Raw genomic sequence first — 19,448 nt, forward strand, 5'->3', positions numbered from 1 at the left:
GCCTCGGGGCGTGACCGAGGCCGCCCTGACCCCCGTCGAGCGCTCGGCGATCGTCCGCGACGGCCTGGCGGTGGGCGTGGCCACCGGGGCGTACGGCGTCGGTTTCGGCGCGGTGTCCGTGTCCTCCGGGCTGAGCGTGGCGCAGACGTGCGCGCTGTCACTGCTCATGTTCACCGGCGCCAGCCAGTTCGCCCTGGCCGGCGTGGTCGCCGCCGGCGGCGCGCCCCTGTCGGGGGCAGCGACGGCCCTGCTGCTCGGCACCCGCAACACGCTCTACGGCCTCCGGATGGGGCCGCTGCTCCGGTGGCGCGGCTGGCGGCGGGCTGCGGCCGCACACGTGCTGATCGACGAGTCCACGGCGATGTCGGTCAACCGCGAGACGACCGAGGCGGTGCGGCTCGGCTTCCTCACGACCGGCGTCTCCGTCTTCGTCCTGTGGAACCTCGCGACCGCGATCGGCGCACTGGCGGGCGAGGCCGTCGGCGACCCCCGGACCTACGGGCTCGACGCCGCGGTCGGCGCCGCCTTCCTGGCGCTGCTCTGGCCACGCCTGAAGGACCGTCGCAACATCGTGGTCGCCGCCCTGGCTGCGGCGGTCGCCCTCACGATGGTCCCGCTCTCGGCGCCGGGCGTGCCGGTGCTCGCCGCCAGCGGCGTGGCGCTCCTCGTCGGCGTGCTGGCGAAGCGGCAGGACCCGACCGAGATCCCGGGACCGGACGACGTGGCAGGAGGACACCGCTGATGTGGACCGCCGTCCTGCTGGCCGGCGTGGGCTGCTACCTGCTCAAGCTCACCGGCCTGTCCCTGCCCGAGCGGGCGCTCGCCCACCCCGCGGTGGAGCGCGTGGCCGACCTCATCCCCGTGGCGCTGCTCGCCGCCCTCGTGGCCGTTCAGGTCGGCTCGTCCGGCTCCGCGCTGACGTTGGACGCCCGGGCCCTCGGCCTCGGCTTCGCCGCCGTCGCCCTGCTGCTGCGGATGCCGTTCCTCGTCGTGGTCGTGGGGGCGTCCGTCGTGGCGGCGCTGGCCCGCCTGGTGTGAGGTCTCCCGCGCGAGGTCAGCCGATGTCGAGGAACGCGTCCAGCCCGACCGTCAGCCCGGGGTGGGCGCCGACCGAGCGGACGCCCACGAGCACTCCGGGGGTGAACGACACCCGGTCGAGTGAGTCGTGCCGGATCGTGAGGGTCTCCCCCGCCGTGCCGAGGAGGACCTCCTGGTGCGCCACCAGGCCGCGGATGCGCAGGCCGTGGACGCGTACGCCCTTCACGTCGGCGCCGCGGGCCCCGTCGAGCATGGTCGAGGTGGCGTCGGGCATCGGTGCGCTGCCAGCCTCGCGTCGGGCGGCGGCGATGAGCTCGGCCGTACGCCGCGCGGTGCCGGACGGCGCGTCGGCCTTGTCGGGGTGGTGCAGCTCGACCACCTCGACGGACTCGAAGAACGGCGCCGCCTGCGCGGCGAAGCGCATCATGAGGATCGCGCCGATCGAGAAGTTGGGGGCGATCAGGACGCCCACGCCCGGTGCGTCGGCGAGCCACGCCTCGAGCTGGTCGAGCCGCACCTGGTCGAAGCCGGTGGTGCCGACGACGGCGTGGATGCCGTGCTCGATGCAGAACCGCAGGTTGTCCATCACGACATCGGGGTGGGTGAAGTCGACGACCACCTCGGCGCCCGCGCGCACCAGCTCCTCGACGTCGTCGCCGGCGTCGACCGTCGCGACCAGCTCGGTGTCGTCGGCGGACTCGACCGCTCGGCAGACCTCGGCGCCGACCTTGCCGCGCGCGCCCAGCACGCCGACCTTGCGGGGGGCCTCTCCAGGTGTGCTCACACAGTCCACCGTATCGGCCGGACGGCATCACCAGAGTGGCGGTGGCTGACTGGTGGACCAGGGTCTGGCAGGCTGTGGGCCATGCCTGCCTCGACCATCCCGCCGCGCATCAAGTGGGCCGTCGACCTCATGGACGTCCAGCCGGGCGACCAGGTCCTCGAGATCGGCTGCGGGCCCGGCGCCGGCGCCGAGGCCATCTGCAGCAAGCTGGAGACCGGCAAGCTGTTCGCGATCGACCGCTCCGAGTCCGGCGTGGACCGCACCAAGCGCCGCAACCAGAAGTACGTCGACGCCGGCCGGCTCGTCGTACGCCAGATCGACCTCGCCACGCTGCGGGTGCCGGTCAAGCGGCTCAACAAGGTCTTCGCGTTCAACGTGAACCTCTTCTGGGTGCGCGCCTGCGACGACGAGGTCGCCCTGCTCCACGAGCGGGTCGTCCCCGGCGGCGCCGTCTACCTCTTCTACGAGGCCGCACGTCCCGAGCTGGTGCCCAACATCGTCAAGAAGGCCTCCGAGAACCTGCTGCGCGGCGGCTTCCGCGTCAGCGTGGTGGAGCAAAAGGCTCCCCCGGTCATCGGGATCATCGCGCGCAGGTGATCGCCGGACGGAGCGGAGCTCCGGACGGCGATCCCTGGTGGTTGAGCAGCGAGCGCGACCGAGGCACGAGGTCGCGACCGAGCGTGTCGAGACCCGGAGAGCCGGGAAGCATGCTCAACCACAGGGCCTTGGTTTCGACACGCTCGCTGCGCTCGCTGCTCAACCAGCGGCCGTCCGGGTCCGCTCGCTGCTCAACCAGCGGCCGTCCGGGTCCGCTCGCTGCTCAACCAGCGGCCGTCCGGGTCCGCTCGCTGCGCTCGCTGCTCAACCAGGGACTGTGATGCTCGGCTGCTCGACCCGCCCTACTTCGTCGGCCCCACGACCGCGAGCAGCTCGGGCTGGGTGAACAGCTCGTTCGCCAGCAGGGCGACGTCCTCGACCGTGACGGCCTCGATGCGGGCGACGACCTCGTCGATCGTGAGCAGCTCGTCGTGGACCAGCTCGGCCTTGCCGATGCGCGACATCCGCGAGCCGGAGTCCTCCAGGCCGAGCACGAGGCCGCCCTTGAGCTGGCCCTTGCCGCGCTCGACCTCCTCGGTGGTCAGGCCGTCGGCGGCCACCTTGGCGAGCTCGTTGCGCACGGTCTCGAGCACCGCGTCGTACTTGCCGGGCAGGCAGCCCACGGAGACGCCCACGACGCCGGCGTCGGCGTGGTGGGTGGCGAAGGAGTAGACCGAGTAGGCCAGCCCGCGCAGCTCGCGCACCTCCTGGAACAGCCGGGAGGACGTGCCGCCGCCGAGGGCGGTGTTGAGCACGCCGAGGGCGTAGCGCCGCGGGTCGGTGCGCGTGATGCCCTTGACGCCGAGGACGAGGTTGACCTGCTCCTGGGGGCGTACGGTCCGGGACTCGCCGGCGGTGACACGACGCGCCTTCTCCGACTGCTCGGTGTGTGTCGGGGCGGCCTCGGCGTCGAGGAAGCCGCCGCGGCCGAACGCCTGCCGGACCTGGCGCACCACGGACGTGTGGTCGATGTTGCCGGCCACCGAGATGACCATGTTGTCGGGTCGGTAGTGGCGGACGTAGAAGCGGTGGATCTGCGCGCGCGTCATCGCGGTGATGGACGCCTCGGTGCCGGCGATCGGGCGCCCGAGCGGGGTGTCGCCCCACGCCTGCTGGGCGAAGAGGTTGTGCACCACGTCGTCGGGGTCGTCGTCGTGCATGGCGATCTCGTCGAGGATGACGTCACGCTCGGCCTCGACGTCGGCCTCGGTGATCGTGGAGGCGGTGACCATGTCGCCGAGCACGTCGACCGCTGTGGGGAGGTCCTCGTCGAGCACCCGCGCGTGGAAGACGGTGTACTCCTTGGTGGTGAAGGCGTTGAACTCGCCACCCACCGCGTCGAGCGCGACCGAGATGTCCATCGCGCTGCGCTCCGGGGTGCCCTTGAAGAGCAGGTGCTCGAGGAAGTGCGAGCAGCCGTGCAGCGCCGGCGTCTCGTCGCGTGATCCCACCGCGACCCACACGCCGATGCTCGCCGAGCGGGTGCCGGCCATCTGCTCGGTGACGATCCGCAGGCCGCTGGGCAGGACCGTGCGGCGTACGCGGGAGGTCACCGCGCCGTCGGCGTCCTTGACGGTGTGGAGGGTGCGGGTGGTGCCGTTCTTCTGCACAGGGGTCCTTCCGGGGTGGGGTGAAGCGCCACGACCGGCCGGCCTGTCGGCCGACCGGTCGTGGGGTGGAGCGTCAGGCGAGGATCACTCGTCGCCGGCCTCGGCCGACTCCTCGGCGGCCTCGGCGTCGGACTCCTCGACCACCGGGACCAGCGACAGCTTGCCGCGGTCGTCGATCTCGGCGATGGAGACCTGGACCTTCTGGCCCACCGAGAGCACGTCCTCGACGGCCTCGACGCGCTTGCCGCCGGCGAGGGCGCGGAGCTTGCTGATGTGCAGCAGCCCGTCCTTGCCCGGCATCAGCGAGACGAAGGCACCGAAGTTGGTCGTCTTCACGACCGTGCCGAGGTAGCGCTCGCCGACCTCGGGCATCGTCGGGTTGGCGATCGCGTTGACCGCGGCCTTGGCGGCCTCCGCGGCCTCGCCGTTGGTCGCACCGATGTAGACCGTGCCGTCGTCCTCGATGGACAGCGTCGCGCCCGTGTCGTCCTGGATCTGGTTGATGACCTTGCCCTTGGGACCGATCACCTCGCCGATCTTGTCGACGGGGACGCGGATGGTGATGATGCGCGGCGCGTGGACCGACATCTCCTCCGGGGCGTCGATCGCCTCGGCCATCACGTCGAGGATCGCCAGGCGCGCGTCGCGGGCCTGGGTCAGCGCGGCGGCCAGGACCTCGGCGGGGATGCCGTCGAGCTTGGTGTCGAGCTGGAGCGCGGTGACGAACTCGCGGGTGCCGGCGACCTTGAAGTCCATGTCGCCGAACGCGTCCTCGGCGCCGAGGATGTCGGTCAGCGCGACGTAGCGGGTCTCGCCGTCGACCTCGTCGGAGATGAGGCCCATCGCGATGCCGGCGACGGAGGCCTTGAGCGGCACACCGGCCTGGAGCAGCGACAGCGTCGAGGCGCAGACCGAGCCCATCGAGGTGGAGCCGTTGGAGCCCATGGCCTCGGAGAGCTGGCGGATCGCGTAGGGGAACTCCTCGCGCGAGGGCAGCACCGGCAGGAGGGCACGGCGCGCCAGGGCGCCGTGGCCGACCTCACGACGCTTGGGCGAGCCCACGCGGCCGGTCTCGCCGGTGGAGAACGGCGGGAACACGTACTTGTGCATGTAGCGGCGGTGCTTCTCCGGCGACAGCGTGTCGAGCTGCTGCTCCATCTTGAGCATGTCGAGAGTGGTGACACCCAGGATCTGGGTCTCGCCGCGCTCGAACAGCGCCGAGCCGTGCACGCGCGGGATCACGTTGGTCTCGGCGTGCAGCGGACGGATGTCGGCGAGGCCGCGGCCGTCGATGCGGACCTTGTCGCGCAGCACGCGCTGGCGGACCAGGCTCTTGGTGAGCGAGCGGAACGCCGCGCCGATCTCCTTCTCGCGACCCTCGAACTGGCCGGCGAGCTTCTCGAGCAGCGCGCCCTTGATCTCGTCGACCTTGAGCTCGCGCTCCTGCTTGTCGCCGATGGTCATCGCGGCGGCGGTGTCGTCCTTGGCCGCGGCCTCGACGGCGGCGTAGACGTCGTCCTCGTAGTCGAGGAAGACCGGGAAGTCCTGGACCGGCTTGGCGGCCTCGGCGGCCAGCTGGGCCTGGGCCTCGACGAGCTGCTTGATGAAGGGCTTCGCGGCGTCGAGGCCACCGGCCACGACGTCCTCGGTGGGCGCCTGCGCACCGTTCTGCACGAGGGCGAAGGTGTCCTCCGGCGCCTCGGCCTCGACCATCATGATGGCGACGTCACCGGACTCGGTGACGCGGCCGGCGACGACCATGTCGAAGACGGCCGACTCGAGCTGCTCGTGGGTCGGGAAGGCCACCCACTGCCCCTCGATCAGCGCGACGCGCACGCCACCGACGGGGCCGGAGAACGGCAGCCCGGAGAGCTGCGTGGACAGCGACGCGGCGTTGATGGCCAGCACGTCGTAGGGCATGTTGGGGTCGAGGGCCATCACGGTGATGACGACCTGGACCTCGTTGCGCAGGCCCTTCTTGAAGGTCGGGCGCAGCGGGCGGTCGATCAGGCGGCAGGTGAGGATCGCGTCCTCGCCCGGGCGACCCTCGGACCGGAAGAACGAGCCGGGAATCTGGCCCACGGCGTACATCCGCTCCTCGACGTCGATCGTGAGGGGGAAGAAGTCGAAGTGGTCCTTGGGCGTCTTGCCCGCGGTCGTCGCCGAGAGCAGCATGGTCTCGTCGTCGAGGTAGGCGGTGACGGAGCCGGCGGCCTGACGGGCCAGGAGGCCGGTCTCGAACTTGACGGTGCGCTTGCCGAACTTGCCGTTGTCGAGGACGGTCTCGACAGCGGAGATGATGGGTTCACTCATGGAAGCAGGATCCTGCTTTCTCTTCGCGGAGCGATCCGCGGCGTCCACCCCTCATGTGGTGGACCATCGAAGGTCCCGCGGGGCCGGTCTTCGATCGAGGCCCGCAGATCGTCCGCAGCCGGAGGCTGGAGGATCTGAAGGCCACTACCGAGGACCGGGCGACGAGGCGGGTCGCTCCTGTTGGGTGGTTGTTCAGTTGTGCCGGGTCGACACTAGCGCGATCGGACCCGGATGTGAGAGGAGCGGCCCCCCGTGGCGGGGAGCCGCTCCTGACGCGGTCAGCGTCGCAGGCCGAGGCGCTCGATGATGGAGCGGTAGCGCTCGATCTCGGTCTTCTGCAGGTAGTTGAGCAGACGACGGCGCTGGCCCACGAGGAGCAGCAGGCCACGACGGCTGTGGTGGTCGTGCTTGTGCGTCTTGAGGTGCTCGGTGAGGTGCGAGATGCGGTGGCTGAGCAGCGCGATCTGGACCTCGGGGGAACCGGTGTCGCCCTCGGTCAGGGCGTACTCGGCGATGATCTTCTTCTTGGTCTCCGCGTCGGTACCAATCGACATGGGGGCTCCTTCGGTTCTCGTTGCGCGGCGCGCCCGGGCCTGTTCACCGGGGCACTCTGGTTCCGCGGCCGTCGTGACGGCGTGTCGCCCGTCGGGGCAACCGCAGAAGCATATCGAGGCGCCGGACCTGTGGACCAATCCGCGCCGCGCTCCGAGGACGTACGAACCCCTCAGAGGGTCCTCAGACGGCCGGCGGGGGCGGCGGGTCGGACTCGTCCGTGCGCTGCGTGGTGGCCTGGCGGCCGTGCGCGTCGGTCGTGGTGGCCGTCGTGGTGTGGCGACGCTTGGTGCTCTGCTGGACGACGGTGAGCACCAGCCACATCGCACCGGCGAGGACCAGGATCCAGCCGAGGGTGTTGACCTGGAGCGGCCCGATCTGCTGCTCGGTGAACGCGAGCGACAGGATCAGTCCGACGACGATGAGGCCGATCGGCCCTCCGAAACCCATGACGGTCTCCTTCTTGTTGGGGGATGCTGCCCGGTCTGGACCGGGCGCGGCAGAGTCTGGCCTGCGAGCCGTCGCGTGTCACCCCCCTGCGGGGTGCCCCGTGCGACGATCGCCCCATGGCAGCGGAGAAGCGGATCGGCGTGTGCAACCTGTGCGAGGCGATCTGCGGCCTCGAGCTGACGATCGAGGGCCGCGAGGTCGTCGGGGTGCGCGGCAACCCGGCCGACCCCCTGTCGCGCGGCCACGTCTGCCCGAAGGGCGTCGCGATCGCCGACGTGTACGCCGACCCGGACAGGCTGCGGCGCCCGGTGCGCCGCGTCGGCGAGGGGGCCGACGCCCGCTGGGAGCAGATCGGCTGGGACGAGGCGTACGACCTGGTCGCCGACAACCTCGCGCGCGTCATCAACGAGCACGGGGACGACGCGCTGGGCGTCTACCTCGGCAACCCCAACGTCCACAGCCTCGGCTCGATGACCCACGGCACGGCGATGTTCAAGTCGTTCCGGACGAGGAACCGATTCTCCGCCACCTCGGTGGATCAGCTCCCCCACCAGCTGGTGGCGCACCTCATGTTCGGCCACCAGCTGTTCCTGCCGATCCCCGACGTCGACCGCACCTCGTGGTTCCTGGTCGTCGGCGGCAACCCGATGGCCTCCAACGGCAGCCTGATGACGGTGCCCGACTTCCCCCAGCGCGTGCGCGACCTCAAGGCGCGCGGCGGCCGGATGGTTGTCCTCGACCCGCGCCGCACCGAGACCGCCAAGGTGGCCGACGAGCACCACTTCGTCCGGCCCGGGACCGATGCGTGGGTGTTGCTGGCGATGCTGCACGTCCTCACCGCCGAGACCACGCCGGAGACCACGCCGGCCGTCGCGCCGTACGTCGACGGGGCCGACACCGTGACGGACCTCGTCGCGGAGTTCACCCCCGAGCGGGCCGAGGCGATGAGCGGCCTGCCGGCCGACGTCGTACGCCGTCTCGCCCACGAGCTCCTGGCGGCCGACGCGGGCGTCGTCTACAGCCGGGTCGGCGTCTCGGCCGGGCCGTGGGGCACCGTGTGCCAGTGGGCGGTCAACTGCCTCAACGTCCTCAGCGGCAACCTCGACCGGCCGGGCGGTGCCATGTTCACCACGCCGGCGATCGACGCGGTGGGCACCGGGCTGATCGGGCGCGGCCACCACGACGCGTGGCGCTCGCGGGTCCGCGGCCTGCCCGAGACCGCCGGCGAGCTGCCGGTCGCGGCGCTGCGCGAGGAGATCGAGACGCCCGGCGAGGGCCAGGTCCGCGCCTTGCTCACGGTCGCCGGCAACCCCGTGCTCTCGACGCCCGACGGCGCCAGGCTCGACGCCGCGCTGCGCGGCCTCGACTTCATGGCCGCCGTCGACATCTACGTCAACGAGACGACACGCCACGCCGACGTGATCCTGCCGTCGACCACCGCGCTGGAGCGCGACCACTACGACCTGGTCTTCCACCTGCTCGCCGTGCGGGACACGGCGCGGTTCACCCCGGCGGTGTTCGACAAGGACCCCGACCAGCGTCACGACTGGCAGATCTTCCGCGAGATCACGCTGCGCACGACCGCCCGGCTGACCCGCAAGGCGCCGCTGAAGAAGCGTCTCGTGCAGCGCGCGCGACTGACCGCGAGCCCCACCTTCCTCGTCGGGCAGCTGCTGCGCCGTGGGTCGAGCGGGGTCACCCTCACGAAGCTGCGGGCCCGCCCCGCCGGCATCGACCTCGGCCCGCTGCGCGGCGGCCAGCTCCCCGGACGGCTGCCGTCGAGGACCAAGCGCCTCGACCTGGCGCCGACGCTGGTGGTCGAGGACGTCGCCCGGCTCGCCGCCGTCCCCGCGCCGACGGGCGACGACCTCCTGCTGATCGGCCGTCGGCACCAGCGCGACTGCAACTCCTGGATGCACAACTCCGAGCGGCTCACCAAGGGACGTCCGCGGCACCAGCTGCTGATGAACCCCGGCGACCTCGCCGCACGCAGCATCGCCGACGGGGCACGCGTACGGATCACCTCCCGTGTCGGCTCGGTCGAGGTCGACGTCGCCGCGTCCGACGACCTGATGCCGGGCGTGGTGTCACTCCCCCACGGCTACGGACACGCCGCTGACGGTGTCCTGATGGGCCGCAGCCGCGAGGTGCCGGGGGTCTCGGTCAACGACCTCACCGACCCCGAGCGGCTCGACGTGTCCGGCAACGCCGCGCTCAACGGCGTGCCGGTCGAGGTCACCGCCTGCTGACGTCGCGCGGCGCAGCGGCAGGTCGCGCGGCGCCCGGGCTCGGTAACTGCCTCATAACAGCACTCCCGCCCCATCGGTGGGGGCGGGAGTGCGAGGACGGACCCGTGACCGGGCGTGAGGTGGGACGACGGGCGCCGGGTCAGGCGCTGACGTCGCCCAGCACGGCGAGCACGTCGTCGGGCGTCTGGGCCGCGTCGAGGGCGGCGATCTGGGCGTCGTCGGTGAACGCGCCGGCGAGGGCCTGGAGCACCGTGAGGTGGTCGTCGCCGGCACCGGCGATGCCCACGACGTACTTCGCGGGGCTGCCCTTCCAGTCGATGGGCTCGTCGTAGCGGATGAACGAGATCGCGGTGTGGCGGATCAGCGCCTTCGCCTCGTTGGTGCCGTGCGGGATGGCGAGCCCGTTGCCCATGAAGGTCGAGACCGACGTCTCGCGCTCGTGCATGGCGTCGACGTACGCCTCGTCGACGGCACCGGCTGCCACGAGCAGCCGGCCGGCCTCGGTGATGGCTGCGTCACGGTCCTTGGCCTGTCCGCCGAGCACGATCGCTTCCCGGCTCAGTACGTCGCTCATCTGGCGCCTCTTTCCTCGCAGGTGTCGTGGTGGTTGTCAGTCGGGTGTGTCAGTCGGGTGCTGCTCATCAGACCACACCGTCGCGGGACGGACCGGGCCCGAGAACCGTCGAGCCCGGCCCTCCCGGGGGAGGGAGAGCCGGGCTCGACCGTCAGGTGCGCCCAGGTCGGGGACGTCAGGTCCGGTTGTTCTCCTGGACCATGGCCACGATCTCGTCGTAGCGCGGGCTGCCCATGAAGTTGTCGACCGACACGTGGACGGCGGACGGGGTCTTCAGGCGGGCCCGGTCGGTGAGGTCCTGGTGGGTGACCACCAGGTCGACGTCGTCACTGAGGTTGGAGATGGCCTTGTTGACCACCGTCACCTCGGTGTGACCGGAGTCGTGGATCTTCTTGCGGAGCACCGAGGCGCCCATCGCCGAGGACCCCATGCCGGCGTCGCAGGCGAACACGATGGTGCGGATCTCACGGGTGTCCGTGGCGGTTGCGGTGCCGCCGACAAGGGCGGAGGACGCGACGGACTTCTTTCCCTTCATGGCCTCCATGTCCGCGGTGGCGTGGACGAGCTGGTCGTCAGCCTCCTCGGCCTTGTCGGTCTTGAGCAGGACGGCCGCGACGATGAACGTCGCCGCAGCGCCGAGGATCACCGAGAGCGTGACGCCCAGGTACTCTCCTCGTGCGGTCTGCGCGTAGACCGCGAAGATCGAGCCCGGGGCCGCGGGGGCGACCAGGCCGGTGCTGAAGATGACGTTGACGAAGATCTGCGTCATGCCGCCCGCGATCATCGCCACGATGAGCTTGGGCTTCATCAGCACGTAGGGGAAGTAGATCTCGTGGATGCCACCGAAGAAGTGGATGATCGCCGCGCCGGGGGCCGACGCCTTGGCCAAGCCCTTGCCGAAGAACATGTAGGCCAGGAGCAGGCCGATACCGGCGGCCGGGTTGGCCTCCAGCAGAAACAGCACCGACTTTCCGTCCTCGAGCACCTCCTGGCTGCCCAGCGGGGTCAGCACGCCGTGGTTGAGCGCGTTGTTGAGGAACAGCACCTTCGCCGGCTCGATGATGAGCGAGGTGAAGGGCAGCAGGTTGTTGGACACGAGGAAGTCGACGCCCTCGCCGAGGCGGTCGGCGATCCAGGTGACGATCGGGCTCATGACGAAGAAGGCGAAGATCGCCAGGATCATGCCCCAGATGCCTGCCGCGAAGTTGTTGACGAGCATCTCGAAGCCGGGCCGGATCTTGCCGTCCCAGATCGCGTCGATCTTCTTCATGCTCCAGCCGCCGAGCGGGCCCATGATCATGGCACCCATGAACATCGGGATGCTCGTGCCGGCGATGACGCCCATCGTGGCGATCGCTCCGACGACGCCTCCGCGCTTGTCGTAGATGTTGTAGCCGCCCGTGTAGCCGATGAGCAGCGGGAGGAGGTAGGTGATCATCGGCCCGACGATGCCGCCGCCGTCCTCGTCCCAGCCGCCGATCTCAGCGACCCAGCTGTCGGGTGAGTCGCCGATCCCGAGCTCAGGGAGCCAGCCGACTTCGATGAACAGGGCGGTGATGAAGCCCCAGGCGATGAATGCCCCGATGTTGGGCATCACCATGTTGGAGAGGAATGTGCCGAACTTCTGAACGCGGACCCGGGCCCCGGAGCCTGCCGCGGGAGTGCTTGTCGTGGTCGCCATGCTGATGTCCTCCAGTCGAACTGAGGGGTGACCCCCATCACATGATGTCGTGATTAAACCTCACGATCGGGCATGTTGCCAAGCATTCGGGCAGGAATTCATGCCCGAGTGTGTGGCTTTGTCCTGGAAGAGGGTGCCTCGCCGCCTGAATCGCCAAGCGGGACCAAGTGGCCGGCAGCGGCTGTGGAGCGCTGCTAGCCGCTCAGCTGGCTGTCGAAGAGCGCCTTCTCCGCCTCGTCGTTCCACGTGTCGCCCGGCCCGAGCTTCTCGGCGACGTCCGGCAGCGTCTCCTTCAGCTCGTCGAGCCCCATCAGGGGGAGGTCGTGGATCTGCGGGAAGATCAGGACCTTCCCGGAGTAGGTTCCGTCGACCAGGGCCTGGAGGCCGTCCTTGGCTGCCCGCATGCCGCCGACCGCACCCACGATGGATCCCGGGGAGAGCTCACCCCGCTCGGCCAGGTCCACGACCTGCTGCTGGTCGTGGATCGTCAATCCAGACGTCCCGGTGTACTGGGCGTTGTCCAGGTAGACCGCGCCCAGGTTCAGTGGCGCCAGCGTGCCGTTGGGGACACCGGCGAAGAAGACCAGCATGCCGTCTGACCTCATCAGGGTGTCGGCCTCGGCCATCACGGCGGCGATCGGGACGCTGACCACCACGTCGTCGGCCCCCCGGCCCTCGGTGATGCCCATGACGAAGTCGTGGAGGGACTGCTCCGAGGTCTGGGAGTTGAAGGTGAGCAGCTCGCAGTCGTTGCTCTCCGCCAGGTGGGCCAGACGGTCGTCGAGGCTCTGCAGTCGTTCGTCGCTCACCTCGGTGGCGACGATCGTGCGGGGGCCGTCGGGCTGCTGGATGGCCCGCTGCACGTGCATCAGCCCCATGGGGCCGCCGGCGCCCACGAAGACGGTGGTGCCCCCCGGACGCAGGTCACAGCGGTTGCGCGCCTCTCCGTAGGAGGCGGCGATGTCCGGACCGCGCCCGCCGATGTAGGCGGTGTAGTCGTAGTGCAACCGGCCCACGTCGGTGTCCACCAGGCCGTCGAGGGCGGTCTCGCCCACCAGGTTGAGGGTGCCGCGCCGGGCGATGTGCGTGGCCACGGCCCCGACCGTCGCGGCCGCACGCGGGTCCAGCATCACGATGTCGTCGAAGCCGGCACCGTCGGTCAGCTCGTCCACCAGCGCCTGGTAGTCGCCGGTGTCGAGGCCGTCGCGCACGACCGTGGTGGCGGAGGTCTGCTCGACGAGCGCCACCACGGAGGCGGGCACGTCGGTCAGCACGATCGTGGCGGGCGCATCCAGCCCGGACGAGAACGCGTACTCCCGCTCGTCGCCGGGCCGGCCGACGATCCACATGGTCCCGCCAGACTTCGGCTCGAGCCGGCGACGCTGGGTGTAGGCCGCCATCACGCACCCCCACGGCTCCAGCGTGGAGCCCTCGGCGTACCCCATCGTGTCGGGGAGCGGCAGCAGGCAGGCACCGTCGTCGGTCTCGAGCATCTCCGAGCCCATGAGGTGGTACTGGATCAGCCCGCCGGGGATGGTGTAGCCGTAGGCCGTGCTCGTGCCGTCCTGGTAGATGTCGGGCTGCACGGCCAGCCGCTGGCCGGCGTGATAGCGGTCCTTGAGGTTGTCGCCGACCTCGATGACGGTGAGGCTCACCTCGTGCCCGAGCCGGGTGGGGTCCTGCGAGAGGTCGCGGTCGTAGAGCTTCGGGTGGCTGCCGCCCTGGCGCATGATCTTCACGTCCGAGAAGCAGAGGCCCACGCTGTCGATGCGCACCAGCATGTGGTCGGCGTCGGGCTCGGGGATCGGGACCAGCTCGGGCGCGCTGTCCTTGCCCATGTTGTCCTCGCCCGCCCCGTGCAGGAGCCAGGCCCAGGCCTCGTCCGGCACGTCGAGGTCAGCCGCGCGGTAACGGTCGTACGCTGATGTCATGGTTCCTCCGTGTCGAGGTGGATGGAGCCTCCGTGGCGGAGGCGACGGATCGACGGCGATGGGCCTCAGTGGCCGAGCAGCTCCCGTACGGCCGCTCGCGCCGCCATCGGGTCGGGGGCGCCGAGGGCGGCCTCGGCCGCTGCCTCGCACGTCTCGAAGCTGACCTTGCCCAGCTGTGCACCGACGGGGCGTACGGCGCGGGCCGCCATCGAGAGCGACGAGATGCCCATGCCGATGAGCGCCGTGGCCAGCAGCGGGTCCGCGGCGGCCTCGCCGCAGACACCGACGGGCTTGCCCGCCTCGACCCCCGCGTGCGCCGTGATGGCGATCAGCTGGAGCACGGCCGGCTGCCACGGGTCGGTGAGGTGGGCGAGGTCGGTCGCCATGCGGTCGGCGGCCATCGCGTACTGGGTGAGGTCGTTGGTGCCGATGGAGAGGAAGTCGACGACCTCGAGCATCCGGTGGGCGAGCAGGGCCGCACTCGGGATCTCGACCATGACGCCGGCCTTGAGTCCGCGGGCGCGCACCTTCTCGGCGAACTCGGCGGCCTCGGAGACGGTCGCGACCATCGGCGCCATCACCCAGGTCTCGGTGCCGGTGCGCTCGGCCGCCGCGGCGATGCCGTCGAGCTGGCGGTCCATCAGGCCGGGGTTGCCGAAGCTCAGCCGCAGGCCGCGTACGCCGAGGGCGGGGTTCTCCTCGCCCTCCTGGGTCGCGAACGCGATCGGCTTGTCGGAGCCGGCGTCGAGCGTGCGCACCACGACGTAGCGGCCGTCGGAGTAGGGCGACAGGACCTCGGAGTAGATGTCGGCCTGCTCCTCCACGCTGGGCTCGTCCTTGCGGTTGAGGAAGCACAGCTCGGTGCGGAACAGCCCGACCCCCTGCACCGGCTCACTGCCGGCGGACGCCGCGGACGGGCCGTCGGCGACGTTGGCGAGCAGCTTGACCGGCAGGCCGTCGGAGGTCGACGCCGGGCCGCTCCAGCTGGCCAGCTCCTCGCGCAGGCGACGGCTCTCCTCGACGCGGGCGTACGCCTGGTCGGGGTCGGCGCCCTGTTCGACGACGCCGGTCTCGCCGTCGACGACGACGAAGGTGCCGGCGGGGATCTCCATGACACCGGCCGCGCCGACCACGCACGGGATGCCGAGCTGGCGGGCGATGATCGCGGTGTGGCTGGTGGCGCCCCCGCGCTCGGTGACCAGGGCGGTGACCAGCGCGGGGTCGAGCCCCGAGGTGTCGCTCGGGGCGAGGTCCTCCGCGACCAGGATCGACGGCTCGCTCGGGGTCGGCACGCCCGGAGGGGGTTCACCGACCAGGTGGGCGACGACGCGCCGCTCGATGTCGCGCAGGTCGGTCACCCGCTCGGCCATCAGCCCGCCCATGTTGGTGAAGATCGTGACGAACTGCTCCACGGCGCCCTGCACGGCAGCGACCGGGCCCTGCCCCGCCTGGAGGTTCTTGGACACGGCGGAGCGCAGCCCCTTGTCGCGCGCGAGGCCGGCGCTCGCCGTCAGCACCTCGGCCGCGGCGCCCTGCGCGTCGGCGGCCTTGGCGGTGAAGGTGTCCGCCACGGCGGCGGCCGCCTCGTCGTACGCCGCGAGTGCGGCGTCCGGGTCGGCGAAGTCGCCGTCACCGAAGCGGGCGATCGCGTCGGGTGACACCTCCCCCCGCACGTGGAGGACGGGCCCGGCGGCGACGCCCGGCACGACCGGGGTCCCGCTCAGGGAGTTCGCGGAGGAGCTCGCGGGTGTGGTCATGGACACACCGTAGATCACCGGGCAGTTGACAAGCAACACATTCGGGACTAAAACAACACATACACAGATCATCCCGGGAAGGTGGACCGATGTACGCCGAGGAGCGCCAGCAGGCGATGGCTCACCTGATCAGTCGTCGCGGGCGACTGTCGGTCGTCCAGCTGGCCGAGCAGTTCGAGGTCACCACCGAGACCGTCCGCCGCGACCTGTCCACCCTCGACCGGATGGGGCTGGTCCGCCGGGTGCACGGCGGCGCCGTGCCGGCCGGGTCCCTCACCGTCATCGAATCAGGGATCGTCGAGCGCGACCAGTCCAACACGCAGGCCAAGGAGGCGATCGCCAACGCGGCCGTCGCCCTGCTGCCGCCCCCCGACTCCATCGTGGTCATCGACGCCGGCAGCACGACTGCCCGGTTCGCCGCGGCCCTCCCCCGCGACCACCGCCTCATCGTCATCACGCACGCGGTGCCGGTGGCGACGCGGCTCGCGGGCCTGCCGCAGATCGAGCTGCACCTGCTGCCGGGCAAGGTGCGGCCCACCACGCACGCCGCCGTCGGCGCCGACACCGTCGCCACCCTCGCCGACCTCCGCGCCGACGTCGCCTTCGTCGCGACCAACGGCATGACGGTGGGGCACGGTCTCACCACGCCCGACAGCGACGAGGCGGCGACCAAGCGCGCGATCATCGCCTGCGCCCGCAAGACCGTGGTGCTCGCCGACTCCACCAAGCTCGGCGTCGAGACAGCCGTACGCTTCGCTACCCTCGACAGCATCGACGTCCTCGTGACCGACAGCGACATCGACCCTGCCGAGCGCCGGGCGCTCGAGGGCGCCGGCATCGAGGTGGTGGTCGCATGATCCTGACCCTGACCCCCAACCCGAGCGTCGACCGCACCGTCGCCCTCGACTGCGAGCTGGGCCGCGGCCAGGTCCACCGTGTCGCCTCGGTCACCTCGCAGGCCGGCGGCAAGGGCGTCAACATCTCCCGCGCGGCCGTGAGCGCCGACATCCCGAGCATCGCCGTCGTGCCCGCCGCGAAGGACGACCCGTTCGTCCTGGAGCTGCTCGGCGCCGGCATCGACTGCCGTCCCGTGCAGCCGGCGGGCGACGTCCGGGTCAACCTCACCATCACCGAGCCCGACGGCACCACGACCAAGCTCAACTCCCCCGGCGCCGCCGTGCTCCCCCTCCACCTCGAGCTGATGGCGCAGGCGGTGCTGGTCCGTGCCTCGAGCGCGGACTGGACCGTGCTCGCCGGCTCGCTGCCCGCGGGCGCACCCGCCGGCTTCTACGCCGAGCTCGTACGCCGCCTGCGCGAGGTGGGCGGCCGGGTGGCCGTCGACACCAGCGAGGCGCCGCTGCAGGCACTGGTCGACGCGCTGCCGCACTCGGCCCCCGACCTGATGAAGCCCAACGGCGAGGAGCTCGCCTCCTTCACCGGCGGTGACGCGGACGAGCTCGAGTCCGACCCGCGCGCGACCGCGGCCGCCGCCCGCCAGCTCATCGACCGCGGCGTGGGCGCCGTGCTCGCCACCCTCGGTGGCAACGGGGCCGTCCTCGTCACGTCCGAGGGGGCATGGCACGCCAGCCCGCCGCCCACCACGGTCGTCAGCACCGTCGGTGCCGGCGACTCCAGCCTCTTCGGCTACCTGCTGGGCGACATCCGGGGGCTGCCGGCCCCGGACCGCCTGGCACTGGCCGTCGCCTACGGCAGCGCCGCCGCAGGTCTCCCCGGCACCACCATCCCCCAGCCGTCGCAGGTCCGCCCGGACCTCGTCGGCGTCACCGCACTGACCCCTTCACCCGGAGGCACAGCATGACCGCACTCATCACCACCGAACTCGTCAGGCTGGGCGCCGACTGGGGCTCGGACAAGCACGACGTCATCCGAGCGCTCGCCGGGGTCGTCGACGACGCCGGCCGCGCCACGAGCAAGGACCAGCTCGTCGAGGACGCGTTCGCCCGGGAGTCCACCTCGGCCACCGGTCTGCCCGGCGGCATCGCCATCCCCCACTGCCGCACGACCGGCGTCGAGGTCCCCACGCTCGCGTTCGCGCGCCTGGAGCCCCCCGTCGACTTCGGCGCCAAGGACGGCCCGGCGGACCTGGCGTTCCTGATCGCCGCACCGGCCGGCGGCGACGCCGACCACCTCACCATCCTCACCAAGCTGGCCCGGGCCCTGGTGAAGCCGGCGTTCACCGACGCGCTGCGTGCCGCTGAGAGCGACGAGGAGGTCGTCGACCTGGTCACCCACGAGCTCGGCGAGCCCGCGCCGGGGGCGAGCAAGCCGGCCGCTGCTGCCGCCGCCGCTCCCGCTGCTGCCGCTGCTCCTGCGGCCGCCGCCCCGGCCACCTCGGGCACGTCCGGCGACACGCCGTCGCTCGTCGCGGTCACCGCCTGCCCCACCGGCATCGCGCACACCTACATGGCGGCCGAGGCCCTCGAGGCCGCCGCCGAGCGCGCCGGCGTACGGCTCCAGGTCGAGACGCAGGGCTCGGCCGGCTCGGCCGGCTCGACACCGCTCGCCCCCGCCACGATCGCCGCCGCCGGTGCGGTCATCTTCGCCGTCGACGTGGGCGTGCGTGACCGTTCCCGCTTCGCCGGCAAGCCGATGGTGGCCTCGGGTGTGAAGCGTCCCATCGACGACGCCGACGCGATGATCGCCGAGGCGCTGCGCTACGCGGCGGACCCGTCCAGCGCCCCGCGCGTGGAGGGGACGGCCTCCGAGGCCGACGCCACGGCGGGCGGCAAGGAGTCGTTCGGGGCCACGGCGCGCCGGGTCCTGATGACCGGTGTCTCCTACATGATCCCGTTCGTCGCCGCGGGCGGTCTCCTGATCGCCCTCGGCTTCCTCTTCGGCGGCTACGAGATCGTCAACGACGGCCAGACAATCGCGGTCGACAACACGTTCTTCAACCTGCCCGACGTCAACGAGCTCGGCCTCGACCACGCGCTCGGCGGCAGCGCCTTCTTCGCCTACCTCGGCGCCCTCCTGTTCACCCTCGGTGCCGCCGCCTTCGGCTTCCTCGTCCCGGCGCTCGCCGGCTACATCGCGTACGCCATCGCCGACCGCCCCGGCATCGCGCCCGGATTCGTGATGGGCGCCATCGCCGGCACCCTCAACTCCGGATTCCTCGGCGGCATCGTCGGCGGCGTGCTCGCCGGCATCGTCGCGCTCTGGATCACCCGGTGGAAGGTGCCCACCTGGATGCGCGGCCTGATGCCGGTGCTGGTCATCCCGTTGCTGGCGACCCTCATCTCCGGCTTCGTGATGGTGGTCATCCTGGGCAAGCCCCTCGGTCGCCTGATGGAGGCCCTGAGCGACGGCCTCAACAGCCTGCAGGGTGGATCGGCGATCATCCTCGGGGTGATCCTCGGCCTGATGATGGCCTTCGACATGGGCGGCCCCCTCAACAAGACCGCCTACGCCTTCGCCACGACCGGCCTCGGTGCCGCCGCCACCGCCACCGACGCCCCGGAGCTCAAGGTGATGGCTGCCGTCATGCTCGCCGGCATGGTTCCGCCGCTGGCGCTGGCCCTCGCCACGGTCGTACGCCCGAAGCTCTTCACCGTCCCCGAGCGCGAGAACGGCAAGGCCGCCTGGGCGATGGGTGCCTCGTTCATCACCGAGGGCGCCATCCCGTTCGCCGCAGCCGACCCCCTGCGGGTCATCCCGTCGATCATGGCGGGCAGCGCGGTCACCGGTGCCCTGTCCATGGGGCTGGACGTCGGCCTGCGGGCCCCGCACGGCGGCATCTTCGTGCTGTTCGCCGTCGACGGGATCCTCGGCTTCGTCATCGCCCTCGCCGCGGGCGTGCTCGTGAGCGCCGCCCTGGTCGTCGTCCTCAAGACGGCCAGCCACGCCGACGCCGACGTCGCTACTGTCTGACCCACTCCACCCGACCCGGCCCCA

Annotated in this window: 17 protein-coding genes; 8 read left to right on the forward strand and 9 right to left on the reverse strand. The window is 71.4% G+C overall.

Features of this window, described 5'->3' with window-relative positions; genetic code table 11:
- Window positions 1-10 precede the first annotated feature (10 nt).
- Window positions 11-742 carry an AzlC family ABC transporter permease gene (locus tag EXE59_RS21365; protein WP_210429092.1) on the forward strand — a complete coding sequence of 244 codons (732 nt, stop codon included), beginning with the start codon at window positions 11-13 and terminating at the stop codon, window positions 740-742.
- Window positions 742-1,038, forward strand: coding sequence for an AzlD domain-containing protein (locus EXE59_RS24225; RefSeq protein ID WP_246056977.1), 297 nt, complete (start codon window positions 742-744; stop codon window positions 1,036-1,038). The genes EXE59_RS21365 and EXE59_RS24225 overlap by 1 nt, the downstream gene beginning before the upstream one ends.
- A 16-nt stretch (window positions 1,039-1,054) precedes the next feature.
- Here the strand turns inward: EXE59_RS24225 and dapB are convergent, their stop codons facing one another.
- Window positions 1,055-1,822, reverse strand: coding sequence for a 4-hydroxy-tetrahydrodipicolinate reductase (gene dapB / locus EXE59_RS21375; RefSeq protein ID WP_135840700.1), 768 nt, complete (start codon window positions 1,820-1,822; stop codon window positions 1,055-1,057).
- Between the two features lie 81 nt (window positions 1,823-1,903).
- Here dapB and EXE59_RS21380 point away from each other — a divergent pair, with 81 nt between their 5' ends.
- Both EXE59_RS21380 and EXE59_RS23975 read left to right on the forward strand, forming a co-directional pair.
- A complete protein-coding gene (locus tag EXE59_RS21380; protein ID WP_129454792.1) occupies window positions 1,904-2,419 on the forward strand; it encodes a class I SAM-dependent methyltransferase in 516 nt (171 codons plus the stop codon).
- Window positions 2,420-2,529: 110 nt separating this feature from the next.
- Window positions 2,530-2,700: a hypothetical protein gene (locus EXE59_RS23975; protein WP_168218631.1), complete on the forward strand. Its 171-nt coding sequence runs from the start codon at window positions 2,530-2,532 to the stop codon at window positions 2,698-2,700.
- Between the two features lie 21 nt (window positions 2,701-2,721).
- On the opposite strand, the gene EXE59_RS21385 is transcribed toward EXE59_RS23975, so the two are convergent.
- The 4 genes from EXE59_RS21385 to EXE59_RS21400 form a co-directional block, all read right to left on the reverse strand.
- A complete protein-coding gene (locus EXE59_RS21385) occupies window positions 2,722-4,029 on the reverse strand; it encodes a M16 family metallopeptidase (RefSeq protein WP_135840701.1) in 1,308 nt (435 codons plus the stop codon).
- 84 nt (window positions 4,030-4,113) lie between these two features.
- Window positions 4,114-6,342 (reverse strand): polyribonucleotide nucleotidyltransferase, encoded by a 2,229-nt coding sequence (locus EXE59_RS21390; RefSeq protein ID WP_135840702.1) that lies wholly within the window; start codon window positions 6,340-6,342, stop codon window positions 4,114-4,116.
- A 278-nt stretch (window positions 6,343-6,620) separates the two neighbouring features.
- Window positions 6,621-6,896 carry a 30S ribosomal protein S15 gene (rpsO, locus tag EXE59_RS21395; RefSeq protein WP_135840703.1) on the reverse strand — a complete coding sequence of 92 codons (276 nt, stop codon included), beginning with the start codon at window positions 6,894-6,896 and terminating at the stop codon, window positions 6,621-6,623.
- A 181-nt stretch (window positions 6,897-7,077) separates the two neighbouring features.
- Window positions 7,078-7,344: a DUF6458 family protein gene (locus EXE59_RS21400; protein ID WP_135840704.1), complete on the reverse strand. Its 267-nt coding sequence runs from the start codon at window positions 7,342-7,344 to the stop codon at window positions 7,078-7,080.
- Window positions 7,345-7,460: 116 nt separating this feature from the next.
- Between EXE59_RS21400 and EXE59_RS21405 the strand changes: the two genes are divergently transcribed.
- Window positions 7,461-9,593 carry a molybdopterin-dependent oxidoreductase gene (locus EXE59_RS21405; RefSeq protein ID WP_135840705.1) on the forward strand — a complete coding sequence of 711 codons (2,133 nt, stop codon included), beginning with the start codon at window positions 7,461-7,463 and terminating at the stop codon, window positions 9,591-9,593.
- A 139-nt stretch (window positions 9,594-9,732) separates the two neighbouring features.
- On the opposite strand, the gene EXE59_RS21410 is transcribed toward EXE59_RS21405, so the two are convergent.
- From EXE59_RS21410 to ptsP, 4 genes are all read right to left on the reverse strand, one after another.
- A complete protein-coding gene (locus EXE59_RS21410) occupies window positions 9,733-10,167 on the reverse strand; it encodes a PTS mannitol transporter subunit IIA (RefSeq protein ID WP_135840706.1) in 435 nt (144 codons plus the stop codon).
- 175 nt (window positions 10,168-10,342) lie between these two features.
- Window positions 10,343-11,848 carry a PTS mannitol transporter subunit IIBC gene (locus EXE59_RS21415; protein WP_135840707.1) on the reverse strand — a complete coding sequence of 502 codons (1,506 nt, stop codon included), beginning with the start codon at window positions 11,846-11,848 and terminating at the stop codon, window positions 10,343-10,345.
- 194 nt (window positions 11,849-12,042) lie between these two features.
- A complete protein-coding gene (locus EXE59_RS21420) occupies window positions 12,043-13,779 on the reverse strand; it encodes an alcohol dehydrogenase catalytic domain-containing protein (protein WP_135840708.1) in 1,737 nt (578 codons plus the stop codon).
- A gap of 65 nt (window positions 13,780-13,844) precedes the next feature.
- Entirely contained in the window at window positions 13,845-15,536 is a 1,692-nt protein-coding gene (gene ptsP / locus EXE59_RS21425) for a phosphoenolpyruvate--protein phosphotransferase (protein WP_135840709.1), read from the reverse strand.
- Between the two features lie 89 nt (window positions 15,537-15,625).
- Here ptsP and EXE59_RS21430 point away from each other — a divergent pair, with 89 nt between their 5' ends.
- The 3 genes from EXE59_RS21430 to EXE59_RS21440 are packed head-to-tail and all read left to right on the forward strand — an operon-like array spanning window position 15,626 to window position 19,424.
- Window positions 15,626-16,393, forward strand: coding sequence for a DeoR/GlpR family DNA-binding transcription regulator (locus EXE59_RS21430; protein ID WP_135840710.1), 768 nt, complete (start codon window positions 15,626-15,628; stop codon window positions 16,391-16,393).
- A complete protein-coding gene (locus EXE59_RS21435; RefSeq protein ID WP_135840711.1) occupies window positions 16,390-17,355 on the forward strand; it encodes a 1-phosphofructokinase family hexose kinase in 966 nt (321 codons plus the stop codon). Before EXE59_RS21430 ends, EXE59_RS21435 begins: the two co-directional genes overlap by 4 nt.
- Complete coding sequence (locus EXE59_RS21440; protein WP_135840712.1) at window positions 17,352-19,424, forward strand: PTS fructose transporter subunit IIABC; 2,073 nt, start codon at window positions 17,352-17,354, stop codon at window positions 19,422-19,424. Before EXE59_RS21435 ends, EXE59_RS21440 begins: the two co-directional genes overlap by 4 nt.
- The last annotated feature ends 24 nt before the right edge of the window (window positions 19,425-19,448 follow it).

The organism is Nocardioides eburneiflavus, from assembly GCF_004785795.1.
In the GTDB taxonomy this organism is placed as follows: Bacteria; Actinomycetota; Actinomycetes; order Propionibacteriales; family Nocardioidaceae; genus Nocardioides; species Nocardioides eburneiflavus.